This window comes from Pseudomonas veronii (assembly GCF_001439695.1).
Taxonomy (GTDB): domain Bacteria; phylum Pseudomonadota; class Gammaproteobacteria; order Pseudomonadales; family Pseudomonadaceae; genus Aquipseudomonas; species Aquipseudomonas veronii.
The window spans coordinates 374,198-395,589 of sequence record NZ_JYLL01000001.1 but is presented as its reverse complement, the minus strand read 5'-3'; the positions used below and the strand labels follow the sequence as shown (position 1 = coordinate 395,589).

General features: G+C 61.3%; 24 protein-coding genes. 16 read left to right on the top strand and 8 right to left on the bottom strand.

Annotated features, from left to right (window positions below):
• The first annotated feature begins 112 nt into the window (after positions 1-112).
• The 15 genes from ccmA to phnN all read left to right on the top strand — a co-directional run bounded on the left by ccmA (position 113) and on the right by phnN (position 10,819).
• Positions 113-748, top strand: coding sequence for a cytochrome c biogenesis heme-transporting ATPase CcmA (ccmA, locus tag TU80_RS01710; protein WP_017849434.1), 636 nt, complete (start codon positions 113-115; stop codon positions 746-748).
• Positions 745-1,413: a heme exporter protein CcmB gene (gene ccmB, locus TU80_RS01705; RefSeq protein WP_017849435.1), complete on the top strand. Its 669-nt coding sequence runs from the start codon at positions 745-747 to the stop codon at positions 1,411-1,413. Before ccmA ends, ccmB begins: the two co-directional genes overlap by 4 nt.
• Positions 1,414-1,503: 90 nt before the next feature.
• Positions 1,504-2,259, top strand: coding sequence for a heme ABC transporter permease (locus tag TU80_RS01700; protein ID WP_017849436.1), 756 nt, complete (start codon positions 1,504-1,506; stop codon positions 2,257-2,259).
• On the top strand, positions 2,256-2,432 hold the full coding sequence (ccmD, locus tag TU80_RS01695; RefSeq protein ID WP_017849437.1) for a heme exporter protein CcmD: 177 nt from the start codon (positions 2,256-2,258) through the stop codon (positions 2,430-2,432). The genes TU80_RS01700 and ccmD overlap by 4 nt, the downstream gene beginning before the upstream one ends.
• Positions 2,429-2,884, top strand: a complete 456-nt coding sequence (gene ccmE / locus TU80_RS01690) for a cytochrome c maturation protein CcmE (protein ID WP_057003716.1) — start codon at positions 2,429-2,431, stop codon at positions 2,882-2,884. Before ccmD ends, ccmE begins: the two co-directional genes overlap by 4 nt.
• A 3-nt stretch (positions 2,885-2,887) precedes the next feature.
• Positions 2,888-4,876 carry a heme lyase CcmF/NrfE family subunit gene (locus TU80_RS01685; protein WP_017849439.1) on the top strand — a complete coding sequence of 663 codons (1,989 nt, stop codon included), beginning with the start codon at positions 2,888-2,890 and terminating at the stop codon, positions 4,874-4,876.
• Positions 4,873-5,409 (top strand): DsbE family thiol:disulfide interchange protein, encoded by a 537-nt coding sequence (locus TU80_RS01680; RefSeq protein WP_017849440.1) that lies wholly within the window; start codon positions 4,873-4,875, stop codon positions 5,407-5,409. Before TU80_RS01685 ends, TU80_RS01680 begins: the two co-directional genes overlap by 4 nt.
• Positions 5,406-5,879, top strand: coding sequence for a cytochrome c-type biogenesis protein (locus tag TU80_RS01675; RefSeq protein ID WP_017849441.1), 474 nt, complete (start codon positions 5,406-5,408; stop codon positions 5,877-5,879). The genes TU80_RS01680 and TU80_RS01675 overlap by 4 nt, the downstream gene beginning before the upstream one ends.
• On the top strand, positions 5,872-7,056 hold the full coding sequence (ccmI, locus tag TU80_RS01670) for a c-type cytochrome biogenesis protein CcmI (protein WP_057003715.1): 1,185 nt from the start codon (positions 5,872-5,874) through the stop codon (positions 7,054-7,056). Before TU80_RS01675 ends, ccmI begins: the two co-directional genes overlap by 8 nt.
• Positions 7,057-7,071: 15 nt before the next feature.
• Positions 7,072-7,467, top strand: a complete 396-nt coding sequence (locus TU80_RS01665; RefSeq protein WP_017849443.1) for a hypothetical protein — start codon at positions 7,072-7,074, stop codon at positions 7,465-7,467.
• 363 nt (positions 7,468-7,830) lie between these two features.
• Positions 7,831-8,100 (top strand): hypothetical protein, encoded by a 270-nt coding sequence (locus TU80_RS01660; protein ID WP_046384218.1) that lies wholly within the window; start codon positions 7,831-7,833, stop codon positions 8,098-8,100.
• A 377-nt stretch (positions 8,101-8,477) separates the two neighbouring features.
• Entirely contained in the window at positions 8,478-9,290 is an 813-nt protein-coding gene (locus tag TU80_RS01655) for an iron-containing redox enzyme family protein (protein ID WP_046384217.1), read from the top strand.
• Between the two features lie 32 nt (positions 9,291-9,322).
• The gene (locus TU80_RS33885; protein ID WP_017849446.1) at positions 9,323-9,490 is read left to right on the top strand and encodes a rubredoxin; all 168 of its coding nucleotides are present in this window, start codon (positions 9,323-9,325) and stop codon (positions 9,488-9,490) included.
• Entirely contained in the window at positions 9,491-10,087 is a 597-nt protein-coding gene (locus tag TU80_RS01650) for a LysE family translocator (protein WP_046384216.1), read from the top strand.
• A gap of 168 nt (positions 10,088-10,255) precedes the next feature.
• A complete protein-coding gene (gene phnN, locus TU80_RS01645; RefSeq protein ID WP_017849448.1) occupies positions 10,256-10,819 on the top strand; it encodes a phosphonate metabolism protein/1,5-bisphosphokinase (PRPP-forming) PhnN in 564 nt (187 codons plus the stop codon).
• Here phnN and TU80_RS01640 read toward each other — a convergent pair.
• Entirely contained in the window at positions 10,808-11,689 is an 882-nt protein-coding gene (locus tag TU80_RS01640; protein ID WP_017849449.1) for a LysR family transcriptional regulator, read from the bottom strand. The genes phnN and TU80_RS01640 overlap by 12 nt on opposite strands.
• Before the next feature lie 461 nt (positions 11,690-12,150).
• Between TU80_RS01640 and TU80_RS01635 the strand changes: the two genes are divergently transcribed.
• Positions 12,151-13,665, top strand: coding sequence for a M10 family metallopeptidase C-terminal domain-containing protein (locus TU80_RS01635; protein WP_057003714.1), 1,515 nt, complete (start codon positions 12,151-12,153; stop codon positions 13,663-13,665).
• Between the two features lie 30 nt (positions 13,666-13,695).
• Here TU80_RS01635 and TU80_RS01630 read toward each other — a convergent pair whose 3' ends face one another.
• From TU80_RS01630 to hyi, 7 genes are all read right to left on the bottom strand, one after another.
• The gene (locus TU80_RS01630) at positions 13,696-14,892 is read right to left on the bottom strand and encodes an MFS transporter (RefSeq protein ID WP_082643794.1); all 1,197 of its coding nucleotides are present in this window, start codon (positions 14,890-14,892) and stop codon (positions 13,696-13,698) included.
• Positions 14,893-15,214: 322 nt separating this feature from the next.
• Positions 15,215-16,219 (bottom strand): sulfate ABC transporter substrate-binding protein, encoded by a 1,005-nt coding sequence (locus tag TU80_RS01625; RefSeq protein WP_046384213.1) that lies wholly within the window; start codon positions 16,217-16,219, stop codon positions 15,215-15,217.
• 95 nt (positions 16,220-16,314) lie between these two features.
• Positions 16,315-17,139 (bottom strand): ion transporter, encoded by an 825-nt coding sequence (locus TU80_RS01620; RefSeq protein WP_046384212.1) that lies wholly within the window; start codon positions 17,137-17,139, stop codon positions 16,315-16,317.
• Positions 17,140-17,170: 31 nt separating this feature from the next.
• The gene (locus TU80_RS01615; protein ID WP_046384211.1) at positions 17,171-18,046 is read right to left on the bottom strand and encodes an urea transporter; all 876 of its coding nucleotides are present in this window, start codon (positions 18,044-18,046) and stop codon (positions 17,171-17,173) included.
• A gap of 69 nt (positions 18,047-18,115) precedes the next feature.
• Positions 18,116-19,474, bottom strand: a complete 1,359-nt coding sequence (locus TU80_RS01610; RefSeq protein ID WP_057003712.1) for a glycerate kinase type-2 family protein — start codon at positions 19,472-19,474, stop codon at positions 18,116-18,118.
• Between the two features lie 130 nt (positions 19,475-19,604).
• Positions 19,605-20,495, bottom strand: a complete 891-nt coding sequence (locus TU80_RS01605) for a 2-hydroxy-3-oxopropionate reductase (protein WP_046486391.1) — start codon at positions 20,493-20,495, stop codon at positions 19,605-19,607.
• Between the two features lie 107 nt (positions 20,496-20,602).
• Positions 20,603-21,385, bottom strand: a complete 783-nt coding sequence (gene hyi / locus TU80_RS01600; RefSeq protein WP_057003711.1) for a hydroxypyruvate isomerase — start codon at positions 21,383-21,385, stop codon at positions 20,603-20,605.
• Between the last annotated feature and the right edge of the window lie 7 nt (positions 21,386-21,392).

Here is a 21,392-nt window from a genome sequence, read left to right as displayed (position 1 = left end):
CCTCACAACTATTTGATCCAGCTCTCTAAAATCGGTCGCCAAAGCCGTTATTGTGCTCCTTTCTATAACGGCCGCAGCACCGCCGACTTGAACCGTAAAGGCCCGCGATCTTTTGACCAGCCCTCTTCTTGAAGCCGTAGCGCTTGCCTGTGAACGCGACCTGCGCCTGCTGTTCGAGCACCTCGACCTGCGCCTGGCGGGCGGTGACATGGTGCAGATCAGCGGGCCCAACGGCAGCGGCAAGACCAGCCTCCTGCGTTTGCTGGCCGGGTTGATGCAGCCCACGGCGGGCGAAGTGCGGCTCAACGGCAAGCCCCTGAACGAACAACGCACCGAGCTGGCCCGCAACCTCACCTGGATCGGCCACGCCGCCGGGATCAAAGACGTGCTCAGCGCCGAGGAAAACCTCAGTTGGCTCAGCGCCCTGCATCATCCGGCCAGCCGCGAGGCGATCTGGCAGGCACTCGCCGCCGTCGGCCTCAAGGGCTTCGAAGATGTGCCCTGCCACACCTTGTCGGCCGGCCAGCAGCGCCGTGTGGCCCTGGCGCGCCTGTATCTGCCCGGCCCGCCGCTGTGGATTCTCGACGAACCCTTCACCGCCCTCGACAAACAAGGCGTCGCCCAGTTGGAAGAACACCTGGCGCGGCATTGTGAGCAGGGCGGCCTCGTCGTGCTGACGACGCACCACAGCCTGACGCGCCTGCCCGCCGGTTACCGCGAGCTGGACCTGGGGCGGTGGTCGGTATGAGTGTGTTCGCGCTGTTGGTGGCCCGCGAGGCGCGGCTGTTGTGCCGGCGCCCGGCCGAACTGGCCAATCCGCTGGTGTTCTTTGCGATTGTCATCGCGTTGTTCCCGCTGGCGGTCGGCCCCGAGACTAAACTGTTGCAAACCTTGTCTCCGGGACTGGTGTGGGTGGCGGCCCTTTTGTCCGTGCTGCTCTCGCTGGACGGGCTGTTTCGCAGTGATTTCGAGGACGGTTCCCTGGAACAGTGGGTCCTTTCGTCGCACCCCCTGCCACTTCTGGTATTGGCCAAGGTACTGGCACACTGGGCGTTTTCCGGCCTGGCGCTGGTGTTGCTCTCGCCGTTGCTGGCAATGATGCTAGGGTTGCCCAGTGAATGCCTGCCGGTATTGCTCATGTCCTTGTTGCTCGGCACGCCGGCGCTCAGCCTGTTGGGAGCGGTGGGCGCGGCGCTGACGGTGGGTTTGAAGCGCGGCGGCCTGCTGCTGGCCCTGTTGATTCTGCCTTTGTATATCCCGGTGTTGATCCTCGGCAGCGGCGCTTTGCAAGCCGCGCTCATGGGCATGCCGGCGACCGGTTACCTCCTGTGGCTTGGCAGCCTGACCGCCCTGGCGGTAACCCTGACACCCTTTGCCATAGCCGCCGGCCTGAAGATCAGCGTCGGCGAATAATGAAGTCGGGTTACGCGTAACCCGTTCTTCAACATAAGAAAGACCCTACGCTTCTTGCAAATACAAGACGCAACCGTGATGGAAACAGCAATGAACTGGACCTGGTTTCACAAGCTCGGCTCGCCCAAATGGTTTTACGGCATCAGCGGCAAGCTGCTGCCGTGGTTGAGCATCGCCGCCGTAGTGCTGATCGGCCTCGGCCTGGTCTGGGGCTTGGCCTTCGCGCCGCCGGATTACCAGCAGGGCAACAGCTTTCGCATCATCTATATCCACGTGCCTACCGCAATGCTGGCTCAGTCCTGCTACGTGATGCTGGCGGTGTGCGGCATCGTCGGCCTGGTGTGGAAGATGAAACTCGCGGACGTCGCCCTGCAATGCGCCGCGCCCATCGGTGCGTGGATGACCGCCGTGTCGCTGGTCACCGGCGCGATCTGGGGCAAACCCACCTGGGGCTCGTGGTGGGTGTGGGATGCGCGACTAACGTCCATGTTGATCCTGCTGTTTCTGTACTTCGGTCTGATTGCCCTGGGCAACGCGATCAGCAATCGTGACAGCGCCGCCAAGGCCTGTGCGGTGCTGGCGATTGTCGGTGTGATCAACATCCCGATCATCAAATACTCGGTGGAGTGGTGGAACACCCTGCACCAGGGCGCCACCTTCACCCTCACCGAAAAACCGGCGATGCCTGTGGAAATGTGGGCGCCGCTGTTGCTGATGGTGCTGGGGTTCTACTGCTTCTTCGGCGCTGTGCTGCTGATGCGGATGCGCCTTGAAGTGCTCAAGCGTGAAGCCCGCGCCAGTTGGGTCAAGGCCGAAGTGCAGAGCAGCCTGGGAGCGCGTGGATGAGTTTTGCTTCTTTCAGTGATTTTCTCGCCATGGGCCACCATGGCCTGTATGTCTGGACGGCCTACGGCATCTGCCTGGCGGTACTGGCCCTCAACGTTGCCGTGCCGATCCTGGCCCGCAAGCGTTACCTGCAACAAGAGGCGCGTCGTCTGCGCCGGGAGACCGAAAAGTGAATCCGCTGCGTAGAAAGCGTCTGTTGATCATCCTTGCCATTCTGGCCGGCGTCGGTATTGCCGTGGGCCTGGCGATGAGCGCCCTGCGGGAGAACATCAACCTGTTCTACACCCCAACCCAGATCGCCAACGGCGAAGCACCGCTGGGCACGCGCATCCGCGCCGGCGGCATGGTGGAGAAGGGCTCGTTGAAACGCTCCGGCGATTCTCTCGACGTCACCTTCGTGGTCACCGACTTCAACAAGGCCGTGACCATTACGTATCGCGGCATCCTCCCGGACCTGTTCCGCGAAGGCCAGGGCATCGTCGCCCTGGGCAAACTGAATGCCGATGGTGTGGTGGTGGCCGATGAAGTACTGGCCAAGCACGATGAGAAATACATGCCGCCGGAAGTCACCAAAGCGTTGAAAGACAGCGGCCAAACCGCTCCAACTCCAGCCAAGGAGGGCTAAGTGATGACGTCCGCACTGTTTATTCCGGAGCTGGGCCATTTGGCGATGATCCTCGCCCTGTGCTTCGCCATCGTCCAGGCCGTGGTGCCGTTGCTCGGCGCGTGGCGCGGCGACCGCCTGTGGATGAGCCTGGCGCAGCCGGCCGCCTGGGGCCAGTTTGCCTTCCTGGTGTTCGCGTTCGGTTGCCTGACCTACGCCTTTATGACCGACGATTTTTCCGTCGCCTATGTGGCCAGCAACTCCAACAGCGCCTTGCCCTGGTATTACAAGTTCAGCGCCGTGTGGGGCGCCCACGAAGGTTCGCTGCTGTTGTGGGCCCTGATCCTCGGCGGTTGGACCTTCGCCGTGTCGATCTTCTCCCGGCAACTGCCGCAAGTCATGCTGGCCAGGGTGCTGGCAGTGATGGGCATGATCAGCGTCGGCTTCCTGCTGTTCCTGATCATGACGTCCAACCCGTTCAGCCGCATCTTGCCGCAGATTCCGGTGGACGGGCATGACCTCAACCCGCTGCTGCAGGACATCGGCCTGATCGTCCACCCGCCGATGCTCTACATGGGCTACGTCGGTTTCTCCGTGGCCTTCGCCTTCGCCATCGCCGCCTTGCTCGGCGGGCGCCTCGATGCGGCCTGGGCGCGCTGGTCGCGGCCATGGACCATCGTCGCCTGGGCCTTCCTCGGCATCGGTATCACCCTGGGTTCGTGGTGGGCCTATTACGAGCTCGGTTGGGGCGGCTGGTGGTTCTGGGACCCGGTGGAAAACGCGTCCTTCATGCCTTGGCTGGTGGGTACGGCGCTGATTCACTCGCTGGCCGTCACGGAAAAACGCGGCGTGTTCAAGAGCTGGACGGTGTTGCTGGCCATCGCGGCGTTTTCCCTCAGCCTGCTCGGCACTTTCCTCGTGCGTTCGGGCGTGCTGACTTCGGTTCACGCGTTTGCGTCCGACCCTGCCCGCGGTGTGTTCATCCTGATGTTCCTGCTGTGTGTGGTCGGCGGTTCCCTGACCCTGTTTGCCCTGCGCGCGCCGGTGGTCAAGAGCCAGGTCGGCTTCAACCTGTGGTCGCGGGAAACCCTGTTGCTGGGCAACAACCTCGTGCTGGTGGTGGCCGCGTCGATGATCCTGCTCGGCACCCTGTACCCGCTGGTGCTGGATGCGCTGACCGGCGCCAAGCTGTCGGTCGGCCCGCCGTATTTCAACGCCTTGTTCATTCCGTTGATGGGCTTGTTGATGGTGGTAATGGCCGTCGGCGTGCTGGTGCGCTGGAAAGACACCCCGGTGAAATGGCTGGTGGGCATGCTGACCCCGGTGCTGCTGGGCAGCGCCGCCTTGGCCGTGATCGCCGGTATCGCTTATGGCGATTTCAACTGGGCGGTCCTCGCCACGTTCATGCTCGCCGCCTGGGTATTGCTGGCCGGCATGCGCGACATCGTCGACAAGACCCGTCACAAAGGCCTGATCAAAGGCCTGCCCACCCTGACCCGCAGCTATTGGGGCATGCAGATTGCGCACATCGGCATCGCCGTGTGTGCCCTCGGCGTGGTGCTCTCCAGCCAGAACAGCGCCGAGCGTGACCTGCGCCTGGCCCCCGGCGAGTCCATGGACCTGGCCGGTTACCACTTCATCTTCGAAGGCGCCAAGCACTTCGAAGGGCCGAACTTCACGTCCGACAAAGGCACTGTGCGCGTAGTCCGCAACGGTAAGGAAGTCGCCGTGCTGCACCCGGAAAAACGCTTGTACACCGTGCAGAGTTCGATGATGACCGAAGCCGGGATCGACGGCGGTTTCACCCGTGACCTTTACGTCGCCCTGGGTGAGCCGCTGGGCGAAGGTGCCTGGGCGGTGCGCGTGCATGTCAAACCGTTCGTGCGCTGGATCTGGTTCGGCGGTTTGCTCACCGGTCTGGGTGGTGTGCTCGCGGCTCTGGACCGGCGCTATCGGGTCAAGGTCAAGAGCCGGGTGCGTGAAGCACTGGGCCTGCAAGGAGCGGCGGTATGAAGCGTTGGTTGATGGTCGTGCCGCTGGCATTGTTTCTGCTGGTGGCGGTGTTCCTGTATCGCGGGTTGTACCTGGACCCGGCCGAGTTGCCCTCGGCCATGATCGGCAAGCCGTTCCCGGCGTTTTCCCTGCCGACGGTGCAGGGCGACAAGACCCTGACCCAGGCCGATTTGCTGGGCAAACCGGCGCTGGTCAACGTGTGGGGCACCTGGTGCATTTCCTGCCGCGTAGAACACCCGGTGCTGAACAAACTCGCCGAGAACGGCGTGGTGATCTACGGCATCAACTACAAGGACGACAATGCGGCGGCCTTGAAGTGGCTGGCGGAATTCCACAACCCGTACCAGTTGGATATCCGCGATGAAGACGGCAACCTGGGGTTGAATCTCGGCGTCTACGGCGCCCCGGAAACCTTCTTTATCGATGCCAAGGGCGTGATCCGCGACAAGTATGTCGGCGTGATCGATGAAGTGGTCTGGCGCGAACAACTGGCCGCCAAGTATCAGGCCCTGGTCGACGAGGCCAAGCCATGAAGCGCTGGTTAGCTGCTGCCGTATTGGCCCTGGGCCTGGCGGGCGTGGCCCACGCCGCCATCGACACCTACGAATTCGCCAACGACGCCGAGCGTGAGCGTTTTCGCGAACTGACCAAGGAACTGCGCTGCCCCAAGTGCCAGAACCAGGACATCGCCGACTCCAACGCGCCCATCGCCGCCGACCTGCGTAAAGAGATCTTCCGCATGTTGGGGGAGGGCAAGGACAACCAGCAGATCATCGACTTCATGGTCGACCGCTACGGCGATTTCGTGCGCTACAAACCGGCCCTCACCGGCAAGACCGCACTGCTCTGGTTCGGCCCCGCCGGGCTGCTGCTGGCTGGCATGGTGGTGATGGTGGTGATCGTCCGCCGTCGCCGCGCCGCGCCTACCGATGGTTCCGACGCGCTATCCCCCGACGAGCGCCAACGCCTCGACCAATTGCTGGACACCAAGACTGATGATTGATTTCTGGCTCGCAGCCGGTTTGCTGCTTCTGATTGCCCTGAGTTTCCTGTTGATCCCTGTGTTGCGCGGCCGTCGTGCCCAGCGCGAAGAGGATCGCACCGCGCTGAACGTGGCGCTGTATCAAGAACGCGTGGCCGAACTGCAAACCCAGCAGGACGAAGGCGTGCTCAACGCCACGCAACTCGACACCGGCCGCGCCGAAGCCGCGCGCGAATTGCTGGCCGACACCGAAGGCATGGAAAAGCCCCGCGAATCGCGTCTGGGCAAGCCGCTGCCGTTGCTCGCAGCGGTTTTAGTGCCCGTGCTGGGCATTGGCTTGTATCTGCACTTCGGTGCCAGCGACAAGGTCGAACTGACCCGCGAATTCTCCCAGCCACCGGTGTCCATGGAAGACATGACCCACCGCCTGGAACGGGCCGCCGCCGCCCAGCCGGATTCGGCAGAAGGCTTGTACTTCCTCGGTCGCGCCTACATGGCCCAGGACCGCTCCGCCGATGCCGCCAAGGTCTTCGAGCGCACCGTGGCCCTGGCCGGGCGCCAGCCGGAGCTGTTGGGCCAGTGGGCCCAGGCCCAGTACTTCGCCGACAACAAGCAGTGGTCGCCCAAGGTCCAGGCCCTGACCGACGAAGCCCTCAAGCTCGACCCGCGAGAAGTCACCAGCCTCGGTCTGCTTGGCATCGCGGCCTTTGAAGGCCAGCGCTACCAGGAGGCGATCGATTACTGGAGCCGCCTGCTGGCGCAACTGCCGCCCGAAGACAACTCCCGCGTCGCCCTGCAAGGCGGGATCGACCGCGCGGCAGAGCGGCTGAAAGCGAGCGGTGGCACCGTCGCCCAAAAAGCTGTGATGAAAGTGCGCGTGGACCTCTCCGCCGACATCAAGGCCAAGGCCCTGCCAAGCGACAGCGTGTTCATCTTCGCCCGCGCTGTCTCCGGCCCGCCGGCGCCGCTGGCGGCCAAGCGTGTGACCGTCGCCGACCTGCCGGTCACCGTCGAACTGGGCGATGCCGACGCAATGATGCCGCAGTTGAAACTGTCCAACTTCCCTGAAGTCCAACTGGTTGCGCGCATATCCCGGGCCGGTCAACCGACCACTGGCGAGTGGATCGGCCGCAGCCAACCCCTGGCCAGCACCACCACTGCGCTGCAGCAGCTGACCATCGACAGTCCGGACAAGTAATTCGAGGAAACGCCTATGACCGCCCTTGCACGCATCACCCTGCTCAGCCTGGTATTGGGCTTGAGCGCTTGTGCGGTCCACCGCCCACCTCCGGCACCCACCGGCCCGACCATTCCCCCATCGGGCCCCTCGACCAAGCCAGCCACCAGACCCTCCAGCCCGGTCACCGCACCCGCGAAAGCGCCACCGAGCAAGTCGCCGACCTTCGCCCCGCCACCCGGCGCGGCCAGCCACTGGGACGGCAAGATGCAGGTGTATGTGCTGGAAGACCAGCCCGACACCTTCTACCGCCAGCGCACCTACTACCGCTGGAGCAACGGCTGGAGCCGCTCCATCAGCCCGGACGGGCCGTGGGAAGAGACCGACGTGCATGGCGTACCGCCGGGGTTGAGCAAGCAGTACGCGCAGTGACAGAAGGCGACCTTTGGGTCGCCTTTTTCATGCCTGCAGTGTGGTCCTTCAAACGCTGGAGATCCAATGCCGGAGCCGGACTTGTCCGAGATAGAGGTCTGTCAGATAAAAATGATTTCCGAACTCAGCGCCATGAGTCCGTCATAGGCTGATGGCGTCATTCGGCGGATCTTCATCCTTACTCTCAACAAGTGCCGTTCGATAAAAGATTGTGCTGTCTTCGCACTTTCCACACGGACTGCCGCCATTCGCCCCTAGACGGACAGTTTGGGTGAAAAAATCGGCTCGACACCTACAAGCTGCTGGCGCGGCGTTGCTGCTTTCTTCGCCTTGTAGGACGGACCCTGTAGCGAGCAGGTAGGTATGAATGCCACCTCTGCGGACACGTACTTGGTGACCAGGGAATTGAGTTTCAGACAAGGCGAAAACTACTGCGATGGCATGGCGGAAAACCGCGCCTGTACTGCTGAAGGGCTGGGTCACATTGATTTCGTGATACTCGCACTTGAACTCCGCAGGATGGCGATCTGCGACACGCCCGCAATATCCGTATTGATTGAGACGGCGGCTGGTCAGCGAGCCGAGGAGGCCTGCGCGCCACAGTACGCCTACCGTAAAGGTAGGGCGAGATGAGCGAGGGGTAACTGCAAACCTGTAATTATGCTGCCCGGTAGCTCATAAGTTGAAGTTTGAAATTGCCCGTCAGGGGATGGTTGATGCGGTGTTGGGGATGTAACTCCATTAAATGAGAGGTTTCACTCAATAAAAAAGGAAGTTTCTATGTGTTGCCTACTTTTGTTGGAGTAGGAAGGAGGTTTTTTTTAAACTTGGCGGTTGGCTCATAGTTGGTTCGTAGCGGATGGCAAGGCTCTAAGTCGCATGTTTCATAGGTTTGTTGGAAATAATTGATTTGTGGATTGACATGTGTGGCGTGATGCTAATAATTTTGTGTGCAATGCCTTTTTAAAGGCGGGTTGAAATTCATTTGTTATAAAAACAAGGATAATTATATGAGTGTTCAGAATCCGATCGGCGCGGGATCAAATGAAAGATCTACTCGTGGTGAAATATATAAAGTGTGCGAGGCTGGTTATAATGAAATCGCAAATGCGATAGTGCGGCACTCTGCCCTACGTGAGCTTGAGTCGTTTGGGAAAATTATTTCCGATAAGCCACTAAGTCATCCAGAAAGGGCTCTATTTTTTGCAACTATTTGGGCTTTCTTCAAGGATGTTCCGGCTGGAATCGTCGCATTGGCTGCGCGCGTTACGGATGAATGGATTAAAGAAGATATGTGGCACGGCACGGCTAAAGCCGCGCATATTCTTTACGCATCCGTGGATGAATACGGTCTACATCAACATAGCAAGCATATGTTGCCAACCCATCATCAAATGTTCAAACAACTGACCACTCACCTGGGACTTTCCGATGCTGAGCTGTTCAATCCTCACTACATTCTTCCTGAGGGCACCGCCATGGGTAATAATACCCATCGAATGTACCGTTCTGAGTTTTTAGGTGAGGCATTGGGTTTTCATTTGGCGTCAGAAATGACTTCCTCACGAGAGTTTCAGTTTTTCCTGAAAGGATTTCAAAAATATGCCGGCGAATATGGCCTGGTCGACGAAGATGACCCCGTTTTGGCATTCTTTGCGATTCATTGTGAGGTTGAACCTATGCATGTCGCGACCGGGCGCGAAATCATGATTTCGTACTTGGAGAAAAATCCAACTATTGCCCCGCATGCAATGCGCGGGGCGATGGCATTTATGGATGGGTTCGAGCAAATGTTTGCCGCTTTGAATCGGCGGCTGGCCTGAAAATCGAACTTCTGATAGTGAAGGACATTATTATGAGTCGGTCTTATGAGTGCCAGATTTGCCACTACGTTTATTCAGAGTCTTCAGGCGAGGCTCTAGTCGATATAGAACCCGGCACGACTTGGGATGAGATTGGGGAGGCGTTTCAATGCCCGCACTGCCAAGCGAAGAAAAAGCTGTTTATTGAGGTTCTGAGTTAGATGCAGGGTTTTCTGAGTTCGATGGTATTCGCCACAATGCTTTCCATAGGTTTTGGACCGATAGCCTTGATCATCCTGAGGCAGTCCATCGCCTGTGGCTTTCGCGGCGCACTACCTGGGGCTCTAGGTGCGGCAGTTGCAGATGCGGTTTTTGCGGCTGTCGCATTTTATGGTTTGCAGACAATCAAGGCATTTTGGCTAGCCAATAACCGTCTGTTGACCTGGGTGGCAATTGCTTACCTGTTTTATCTGGGGGGCATTACATTTGCAAAACATACAGCTGTGGCACAAGTAAAAACGACAGCAGGATTTATCCCGGTCTTTTTACTGACGCTAATGAACCCACTCACTATCGTAGCGATCTCCTCCTATGTGATTGCCAGCGGCACGCTGTTTGAGGGGCTCGGGCTCTACCTGAGTCTGGCGGGTTTTCTGGTGGGTTCATTTTTAGGTCAGATGTTATATGCGCTGGGTGGCAGCCTCATCAGGACTGCGCTGATCGATAATCCTGATCTTGATGTGATCAATCGTATCAGCGGTGGACTATTGATTGGCTTTGCGGTGTGGCAATGCGCGCGCGTTTTGTCTGGAGGCTGACCCTCTGCCTTCCGGGAAACCGTGCACAGTTCCTGCACCCGAACATGAAAGCGCCTACGCGCACGCCTGACCGAGTGCGTAGCGCGTCACAATCCGATACTGTGGCCGCCGCCGTGAAACGTAGTCGGTCATGCAACAAATCTGCAGACAAGCGAAGAGGGTGTATTGATGGCGGGCAGGTTGATCTATCTCATCGGGCCATCGGGTTCGGGCAAGGACAGCCTGTTGGACGCTGCACGACCACGTTTGGCCGAGCGTGGCTGCCGCATTGTGCGTCGGGTGATTACGCGCTCGGCGGAAGCGGTGGGCGAGGCGGCACAGGGGGTGAGCGCCGAGCAGTTTGTCGCGATGCAAGCCGAGGGCGCGTTTGCGTTGAGTTGGCAGGCCAATGGGTTGTCCTATGGCATACCCACGGACATCGACGCGTGGCTGGCGGCGGGGGAGGATGTGCTGGTCAACGGCTCCCGTGCCCACCTGGCGCAGGCCCGCGAGCGTTACCCGGCGTTGCTGGTGGTGTTGCTGAGTGTCGATCAGGCGGCGCTGCGCCAGCGCTTGCTGGCGCGGGGGCGTGAGTCGGTGGCGGATATCGATGCGCGCCTGGCGCGTAATGCACGGTTTACGGCGCAGTTGCTGGCCGGCATGGGGGCGGGGTTGCTCGTGCTGGATAACTCCGGCCCGCTGGAGCATACGGTCGAGTGTTTGCTGCGCTACCTGGACCCGTCAGCGCGTTGACAACCGTTCCACATACTCCACAAACGCCCGCGCCTTGGCACTCGCCATCCGCCCTGTCGGAAACACCGCCCATAAGTCCCGCGCCGGCAAATGCCAGTCGGTCAGCACTGGCTTCACCGCGCCACTGGCCAGTTCCGGCGCGAACATCCAGGCCGATGCCAGGGTCAGGCCCAAGTGGTTCAGCACAGCCGCGCGCACCCCTTCCGCCGCTGTGATGTGCAAGCGGCCATGGACGACGATCGGGTATTCGCGGGCGTCTCGGGTAAATGTCCAGCGCGCGCCCTCGCCCTGGGTGTAGATGACCGCCTGGTGTCGCAGCAGATCGGCTGGCGTGGCGGGTTCGCCGAAGCGTTCGAAGTAGGCCGGGGTGCCCAGGATATGGCAGGGCGACGCCCCGATCTTGCGTGCGGTCAGCCCCGAATCGCTCAGGTTGCCCATGCGCAGGGCGACGTCGATGCCTTCTTCCACCAGGTTGAGGCTGTGGTCGTCGAGTACCACATCGATGTTCAACCCAGGGTACTGCTCCAGGAACGGCCCCAGGTGCGGAAGGATATGCAGGCTGGCGAAGGTCACGGCGGCGCTGATGCGCAAGTTACCCGACAGCCCGGCGCCCGCGCTGCGGGCAGCGTCGTCGGCCTCGTTGGCCTCATCGATGGCGCGCTTGGCTTTTTCGAAATACGCCAGGCCTGCTTCGGTCGGCGTCAGGCCCCTGGTTGAGCGCAGTACCAAGCGCACCGCCAGGCGCGCTTCCAACTGCGCGACGCTCTTCGACACCGCGGGCTGGCCGATGCCCAGGCGTTTGGCGGCGGCGGAGAACGAGCCGGTTTCGACAACGTGGACGAAGGTTTCCATGGCGGTCAGGCGGTCCATCGGGTGTCCCTTGCTTGTGATTGAGCGCATCGCGACGCAGTACGGCGCAAAGCCTACGGGGAATGGCTATGGCTTGTCACCCGCTCCCAGGCGGGGTTTATCGCCGTGAAGAAGCTTAAGTGGATATGTCTTTGTCTGGCGGGAATTGAAGTAAGCCAGTGACGGGTATTTGTTTAGAATTTGTTTTTTTATTGTAAAAGCAACCCGGTATTGGTGAGTCGGTTGTGTGGTTGGATGTTTAAATTGCAAATAAAATCCTGGTTGTCTGACTGCATGTTACGCGGCGTGTGGTTGTTTCAGCTGAAACTAAAATAGTGTTGGTCCGCTATTTTTCACTGTGCGAGATTATCGGCGATAACGATGAGCCTGGTTTAACGCGGCTCGCGGTTATTGATACTTAATCTCCGGATCGATTCGATTCGGTGTTCTTGTGTATTCATTAATAATACGAGTGCCGCACAATGAATGGACCTGATCTGTTTTCTGTAACTTCCCGCATGGGGTTTCCGATATCGGACCCCGGCCCGTTTGGTGCCGGGGCCTCGAAGAAACCGTCGTTTACGACGGACCAGGCGGCCAAACAAATCACGCGGGAAAATCATCGTTTCCGTGACCGTAACGGCGATCAGAAGATCGACTTGCACTACACGGTCGACGCGAGTTTCACCGCCCAGCAGAAACAGCGCGTGCACCAGGCAGTGCAAGCCTGGCAGGATGTGGCCAATATCAGTTTCCGCGAGCAGTCAAACGGTACGGACGGAGCGCTCAGTATCCACAACAACCCTCGCGGCGACCGGGGGGTTGCCGACTTACCTCATGGTTCCACGAATCGGACAGCGGCCACGATCGGCACCCGGGGCGGGGCGGCTTCGCCTGCGCTGGGCAGTCACTTTTCGGTCACGGCTATTCATGAAATCGGTCACGCTATTGGCCTGCAACATCCGGGACGCTATAACGGCGACGGTGCCAACTACCAAAACGGCGCGGTCTACGCGCAGGACACCAAGGCACGCACCGTGATGAGTTACTGGTCGGAACGCCATCAATCCGGTCATGACTTCAGATCGCTCAATCCGTCTGCCCCGATGATGGACGATATCGCCGCGGCGCAACGCTTGTATGGCGCCAACCACCAGACCCGCAAGACCGACACCGTCTATGGTTTCAACTCCAATACCGAGCGCGAAGTGATGAGCCTTACCAGCGCCAGGGACAAACCGGTGTTCTGTGTGTGGGATGGTGGTGGTGTGGATACGCTGGATTTTTCCGGGTTTTCCCAGGATCAGAAGGTCGATCTGAATGCGGAGTCGTTCTCTGACGTGGGCGGCTTGAAGGGCAATGTGTCCGTCGCCAAGGGATGTGTTATTGAAAACGCGATCGGCGGTGCCGGTCGTGATGCCTTGATCGGCAATGATGCGGCCAACCGCCTCAAGGGCGGTGCCGGCGCCGACACGTTGAGGGGCGGCGGCGGCGCGGATACGTTTGTCTACGATAACGTCAGCGACTCCGCCGCACAGAGCCCCGACCTGATCGAGGACTTCACCAGCGGTACCGATAAGATCGACGTCTCGGGTGCGTTAAAAGCGGCAGGTGTGCGCGCCCTGGTGTTTACCGATCGGTTCAGCGGCCGCGCCGGTGAAGCGGTGCTCAAACACGATGCCAGTACGGGGGGGGCGAGCCTGGCCATTGATCTGAAGGGGACGGGCAACGCGGACATGGTGATCAACAGCAAGGGGCAGATCAAGCCTGGCGATGTACGGTGGGATGGGTCGCAGCCTGAAGTTCAGTCTGTGCCGACGCCAGCCCCAACTCCGACTCCGGCTCCAACCCCAACCCCAACCCCAACCCCGCCGCCGGGTGAAACCCCAAACGGGCCGTCCGCACTGATCGAAATGCTTGCCAAGACGCTGTCAGCGTTCGTGTTACAGCTGCTGCAGATTATCGCCCCATCGTCCAGTGGCAGGCCGCGCTCGTAACCCCACCCACGATCCCGAGGCATCATGCCGTCAGGCAGTGACCGCCGAAGTGTGGCGCGAAGCACTGAGAAAGCGCAGCAGCGCCACCAGCGGGAACGCACTGCCCACCAGCATCACGCCCAGCCAGCCGCCGTGTTCGTACACGCTGCTGGCAATCGCCGAGCCGAAGGCACCGCCGATGAAGATGCTGGTCATGTACAGCGCGTTCAGGCGGCTGCGGCTGTTGGCGTCGAGGGCGTAGATGGCGCGTTGGCCGAGGACCATGTTCATCTGCACGCAGAAGTCGAGGACCACGCCGGTCACCGCCAGGCCGATCACGCTGTACAGCGGGTGTACGAAGGCCGGCAGGAAGCTCAGCACCGCAAACACCATGGCCAGCAGTGACGCGCGGTAGGTGTGGCCGGCATCGGCCAGGCGCCCGGCGATGGGCGCGGCGATGGCACCGATGGCACCGACCAGGGCGAAGATCGCGATCTGGGTCTGGCTCAGGCCATGGTTGCGCACCAACTCCAGCGGCGCGGCGGTCCAGAACAGGCTGAAGGTGGCAAACATGCAACCTTGATAAAAGGCGCGCTGGCGCAACAGCGGTTGTTCACGCAGCAGGGTGCCGAGGGAACGCAACAACTGGCCATAGCTGGCGCTGTGGTCGGGCTGGCGCTTGGGGATGGTCATCAGCAAGACCACGCTGATAACGGCCATCAACGCGGCGGCGGCCATGAACATCGCGCGCCAGCCGAAATGGTCGGCGACCACACTGGACACCGGCCGCGCCAGCAGGATGCCCAGCAACAGGCCGCCCATGATGCTGCCGACCACGCGGCCACGGGACTCGGCGGGTGCCAGGTGCGCCGCCAGTGGGATCAGGATCTGCACCGACACCGAGCTGAAACCGATCAACAACGACACCAGCAGGAACAGGTTCGGTTGCTCGGTAAACGCCGCACCCAGCAGGCTGGCGATGGCGATCACGGTGGTGCTGATCATCAGCTTGCGGTTTTCCAGCAAGTCACCCAGGGGCACCAGGAAGAACAGGCCCAGGGCGTAGCCGATTTGCGTCAGCGATACGATCAGGCTGGCCATGGCGGGCGTCAGGCCGATGTCCGGCGCGATCAGCTCGATGATCGGTTGCGCGTAGTAGATGTTGGCGACGATGGCGCCGCAGCAAAACGCAAACAGCATCACCATCCCGCGGGTCATGGTGCTCGTAGCGTGGGGAGTAGCGTTCATGGTGTTCTCATAAAAGCGAAGGAAGATGGCGAGCGAGAGTAAAGACAAGACACTGCGACGAGTAGGCTGTTAGCGGTGATAACACTCATGCCGTGAAATGATGACTGAAGCCTTGGCGTTGGCTTCGAACGCCCATGATACATGCAGACGCACCGGCCGAAACAGGCGACCCGGCGGCCTGACGATCACGCTTGGCATCAAACGAATGTGGGAGCGGGCTTGCCTGCAATGCGGACACCCCGGTGTATCGGACACACCCGGGCGACGCTATCGCAGGCAAGCCCGCCCCCACATGGGCTCGCGTTTCTTCAGTGCAAGCGGCTTACTGCCCGTTGTAGATCTGGTCGAACACCCCGCCATCGTTGAAGTGGGTTTTCTGCACGGTGCGCCAGTCGCCAAAGGTCTTCTCGACCGACAGGAAGTCGACTTTCGGGAAGCGATCGGTGTACTTGGCCAGCACTTTCGGGTCACGCGGGCGCAGGTAGTTGTTGGCCGCGATTTCCTGGCCTTCCGGCGACCACAGGTACTTCAGGTAGTCTTCGGCGACTGCGCGCGTGCCTTTCTTCTCGACCACTTTGTCCACCACCGTGACCGGTGGCTCGGCTTCGGCGGAGACACTTGGGTAGACCACTTCGAACTGATCGCGGCCGAATTCGCGGGCGATCATTTCCGCTTCGTTTTCAAAGGTCACCAGCACATCGCCGATCTGGTTGGTCATGAACGTCGTGGTCGCGGCACGGCCACCGGTGTCCAGCACGGGCGCTTGCTTGAACAGCTTGCCGACAAAGGCCTTGGCCTTGTCTTCGTCACCGCCGTTCTTCAGCACGTAGCCCCAGGCCGACAGGTAGGTGTAGCGACCGTTACCCGAGGTCTTCGGGTTGGGCACGACCACTTGCACACCATCCTTGAGCAGGTCCGGCCAGTCTTTCAGGGCTTTCGGGTTGCCCTTGCGCACGATAAACACGGTGGCCGAAGTGAACGGCGCGCTGTTGTTCGGCAGGCGGGTAGCCCAGTTGTCCGGCACCAGTTTGCCGTTGTCGACCAGGGCGTTGATGTCGGTGGCCATGTTCATGGTGATTACATCAGCCGGCAGGCCGTCGATCACCGAGCGCGCTTGTTTGCTGGAGCCGCCGAAGGACATCTGCAAGGTCAGCTTGTCGTTCGGGTGCTCGGCTTCCCAGTGTTTCTGGAAGGCGGCGTTGTAGTCCTTGTAGAAATCGCGCATCACGTCGTAGGACACGTTGAGCAGGGTGGTCGGTGCGGCCTGGACGACACCGGCCAATGCAAGGCCGGCGGCCAGAAGAGAGGCGCTAACGAGTTTTTTCACTGCTCATTCCTTGTTGTACGAGAGTAGAGAGAGGCACTTTGCCAGCGACTATAGCCGGGGGGGCACATTCGCTTAAAGATCAAAAAGATCTTTGCTTATTTCAACTTATTAAACAGTGCATTGCCACACCGTGAACAAAACGCCGCGTTTGCGTCATGGGTGTTTTTCTTGCACACCGGGCAGTCCGTTTGCAACTGTTCACCGCGCATGGCGTTGGCCAGTTCGGCGGTGAAGATCCCGGTGGGCACGGCGATGATCGAATAACCGGTGATCATCACCAGGGACGAGATCACCTGGCCCAGCGGGGTCTTGGGCACGATATCGCCGAAGCCCACGGTGGTCAGGGTCACGATCGCCCAGTAGATGCCCTTGGGGATGCTGGTGAAGCCGTGCTCCGGCCCTTCGATCACATACATCAAGGTGCCGAACACCGTCACCAGGGTGCAGACGCTGAGCAGGAACACCACGATCTTCTGCTTGCTGCCGCGCAACGCCGACATCAGGTAGTTGGCCTGCTTGAGGTACGGCCCGAGCTTGAGCACCCGGAAGATGCGCAGCATGCGGATGATGCGGATGATCAACAGGTACTGGGCATCGCTGTAATACAGCGCGAGGATGCCGGGCACGATGGCGAGCAAATCCACCAGGCCATAGAAACTGAAGGCATAGCGCAACGGCTTGGGCGAGCAGTACAGGCGCAGGCCATACTCGATGGCGAAGATGACGGTGAAGCCCCACTCGATGTAGGCCAGCACGGCGGCGTAATTGTCGTGGACTTCCTGGATGCTGTCGAGGATCACCACCACCAGGCTGGCGAGAATGATCAGCAGCAGGGTGCTGTCGAAACGCCGCCCGGCCGGTGTGTCACTCTGGAAAACCATGACATAGAGACGCTGGCGCCAGTCGTTGTTGCTGTCCATCACGTTCGCCCCTATCGAATATCGGGCAAGCCTAGGGGGATTCGAACGGGCTGTCCACGCGGGCTTTGTGCCACATCCGGCGGCTGGCGCGCACCAACCAGCAGGCGAGGATAAAGGGCGCGGTCAACGCGGGCAGGTGCAGCGCGGCAAAACCGGGGGTGAGGATGATCGCCAGGGCGATGCCGGCCAGCGGCAACCCAGGTCGGCGGCGTGTGCCGCTCAGGGCCAGGGCGGCCAGCGCCGGGTTGTAGCTGTGCAGGCCGAGGAGGGCGCCGACGGGCTCGCCCAGCAGCAGGGCGAACAGCACGCCGAGGACGGCGCCGGTCAATGCCCATGCTGCGGCACGGCGGTTGGCCAGGCATAACCCGAGCGCAATCAATGCGCCGGCCAGGGGCTGGTCCAGCAGCAGGATTTGCGCGAGGCCGCTAAAAGGCGCGCTGACGATGCCGAGAGCGTCGGGTTCGCGCAAGGCCACGGCGCTTTCGGCGGCCGCGCCCAGCAGCAGCCAGCCGAGGCCGACAAACGGCGCGGTATAGGCGGGCAAGGCCTCGGGCTGGGTGGTGTGTCGCAGCCATTGTCGGGTCAGGATCGCACTCAGGCCGCCGCAGGCGAGGATCAGCGGCACCACCATGACCGACCAGGCAAAGTGCTGGCTGATCAACAGGCCCAGCAACACACCGTTGTAGCTGTACAGGCCGGCCTGGCGTTCCGCCTTGGGATAGTCGCGGCGCTGGGCCGTGAGTAAGCCGGCGAGACCACCCAGCAGTGCACCGCCGAGCAGGGCTGGAGCGCCGAGCAGGATCGCCAGCAGACACAGCAGACCACACAGCGGCTGGCGCTGCAGGACGATCTGGCTGAAGCCGTTGAGCAGCGCTTCGGCCCAGTCGGGGCAGGAGGGAGTGGGCATTGTTGTGTGATTCAGTGAGAGCGAGTTGTCCTCATCGCAGACTTGCCTGCGATGAGGCCCTGACCGGCGCTAGATCAACGTCTGATCGACCCCGGTTGCGCAACCCGCAGTTTCGGCCCTTGCAGGTCCATCGGGATGCTGAAGGGGGCATTCAACAGGGTGGGCAGCCTCGAGAATCAGAATGGCGCGAAAGTCGTTGACGTTGGTGCGGGTCGGTTCGGTGATGATCAGATCGTCGAGGGCGGCGAAATAGCCGTAGCCATTGTTGTTGTCCAGCTCGTCGCAGGCCGACAGCCCCAGCGCTTCGGCGCGGGCGTAGCTGGTGGGGGTCATGAGCGCGCCGGCGTTGTCTTCCGAACCGTCGATGCCGTCGGTATCGCCGGCCAGGGCGTAGACGCCGGGCAGGCCCTTGAGGCTGTCGGTGAGGCTCAGCAGGAATTCGGCGTTGCGCCCGCCACGGCCAGTGCCGCGCACGGTCACGGTGGTTTCCCCGCCGGACAGGATCACGCATGGCGCCGCCAACGGCTGGCCGTGCTGCACGATCTGCCGGCTGATCCCGGCGTGGACCTTGGCCACGTCCCGCGCTTCGCCTTCGAGGTCGCCGAGGATCAGCGGGCTGAACCCGGCCTGGCGGGCTTTTACCGCGACCGCTTCCAACGACTGTTGTGGGCGGGCGATCAATTGGAAGTGGCTGCGGGCGAGCAGCGGGTCGCCGGGTTTGACGGTTTCCGAGGCCGGGTTCTGCAACCAGCTGCGCACGGACGCCGGCGCGTCGATGCCATAGCGCTTGAGAATGGCCAGGGCCTGTTGCGAAGTGCTTGGGTCGCCGACCGTGGGGCCGGAAGCGATCACCGTGGCCAGGTCGCCCGGCACATCGGAAATCGCGTAGGTATAGACCGTCGCCGGCCATGCCGCCCTGGCCAGTCGGCCGCCCTTGATCGCCGAGAGGTGCTTGCGCACGCAATTCATCTCGCCGATGGTGGCGCCGGATTTGAGCAGGGCTTTGTTGATGGCCTGTTTGTCGGCCAGGCTGATGCCTTCGGCGGGCAGGGCGAGCAACGCCGAACCACCGCCGGAGAGCAGGAAGATCACCCGGTCGTCGTCGCTCAGTTGGCTGATCAGCGCCAGCACGCGCTGCGCCACTTTGATGCCGGCAGCATCCGGGACCGGGTGGGCGGCTTCGACCACTTCGATTTTCTGGCACGGCGCGCCATGGCCGTAGCGGGTGACCACCAGGCCCGTGACTTCACCGTGCCAGGCGTTTTCCACGACCAGCGCCATGGCGGCCGCGGCTTTGCCGGCGCCGATCACAATCACCCGGCCGCTGCGGTCGGCGGGCAGGTAGGCTTCGAGGACTTGCCGGGGATGGGCGGCGTCAATGGCTGTGGCAAACAGCTCGCGAAGCAGGTGTTGCGGATCGACCGACATAAGCGGGCTCCCGGGGATTTTTTTGTTATTAGAGATGCAGCAATTGCGGCTATTGAAATGCGATCAACCTGTGGGAGGGGGCTTGCTCCCTCCCACATTTGACGGCATTTCAAAAGGGCAGCGGTGTGGGTTATTTGTCGCGAATCGAGAAGTTCGCCATATGCTCCAAGCCCTTGATCAACGCCGAGTGGTCCCAGTTGCCGCCCCCGATTGCGGTGCAGGTGCTGAACACCTGTTGGGTGCCAGCGGTGTTCGGCAGGTTGATCCCCAGCTCCTTGGCCCCGGCCAGCGCCAGGTTGAGGTCCTTCTGGTGCAGGTTGATGCGAAAGCCCGGATCGAAGGTGCCCTTGATCATGCGTTCGCCGTGTACTTCAAGGATCTTCGACGAGGCGAAGCCGCCCATCAGCGCTTCACGCACCTTGGCCGGGTCGGCGCCGTTTTTCGCGGCGAACAGCAGCGCTTCGGCCACCGCCTGGATGTTCAGCGCGACGATAATCTGATTCGCCACTTTGGCTGTCTGGCCGTCGCCGTTGCCGCCGACCAGAGTGATGTTCTTGCCCATGCTCTGGAACAGCGGCAAGGCACGCTCGAAGGTCTGCGGCTCACCGCCGACCATGATGCTCAAGGTGCCAGCCTTGGCCCCGACTTCACCGCCGGACACCGGCGCATCGAGGTACTGCGCGCCGGTCTGGTTGATCCTGGCGGCAAAGGCCTTGGTGGCGGTGGGGGAGATCGAGCTCATGTCGATCACCACCTTGTTCGGCGACAGGCCGGCGGCCACGCCATCGGCGCGGAACAGCACGTCATCGACCTGCGGGGTGTCGGGCACCATGACGATGATGAATTCGGCTTCCTGGGCGACGTGCTGCGGGGTGGCCAGCGCGATGGCGCCGGCGGCGATCAACTCGGCTGGCGCCTTGCCGTGATGCTCGGACAGGAACAGTTGGTGACCGGCTTTTTGCAGGTTGGCGGCCATGGGTTGGCCCATGATGCCGGTGCCGATGAATCCGATTTTAGCCATGAAGAAATCCTCTTTTTATTCGATAGAGCGCGGTCTGCCAAACACATGGGGTCCAAATGTGGGAGGGGGCAAGTCTCCTCCCACAGGTTGGTTGCGTGTTGTGCCTGTCAGAGGGCGTTATGGGTCTTGAGCCAACCCAAACCCGCTTCGGTGGTGGTCAACGGCTTGTATTCACAGCCGACCCAACCCTGATAACCGATACGGTCCAAATGCTCGAACAGGAACCGATAGTTGATCTCCCCGGTCCCGGGCTCGTTGCGACCCGGGTTATCCGCCAGTTGGATGTGGTTGATCTCACCCAGATGCGCGGCCAGGGTGCGGGCCAGATCGCCTTCCATGATTTGCATGTGGTAGATGTCGTATTGCAGGAACAGATTGGCGCTGCCCACCTGTTCGCGAATCGCCAGGGCCTGCGCGGTGTTGTTCAGGTAGAACCCAGGGATGTCGTGGGTGTTGATCGCTTCCATCACCAGCTTGATACCCGCCGCTTGCAGGGTGTCGGCGGCGTATTTGAGGTTGGCGACAAAGGTCTTTTCTACGATGGCATCGTCCACGCCCTGCGGCCGGATGCCCGCCAGGCAGTTGACCTGGGTGTTGCCCAGCACCTGGGCGTAAGCGATGGCCAGGTCGACCCCGGCGCGGAACTCCTCGACCCGATCCGGGTGGCACGCCAGGCCCCGTTCGCCCTTGGCCCAATCGCCGGCCGGCAGGTTGAACAGCACCTGGGTCAAGCCATTGGCATCCAACTGCGCCTTGATTTCGGCAGAGCTGAATTCGTAGGGGAACAGGTATTCGACGCCTGCAAAGCCCGCATCGGCGGCCGCTTTGAAGCGAGCGAGAAACGCCTGTTCGGTGAACAGCATGGACAGGTTGGCGGCAAAGCGCGGCATAAGGTTC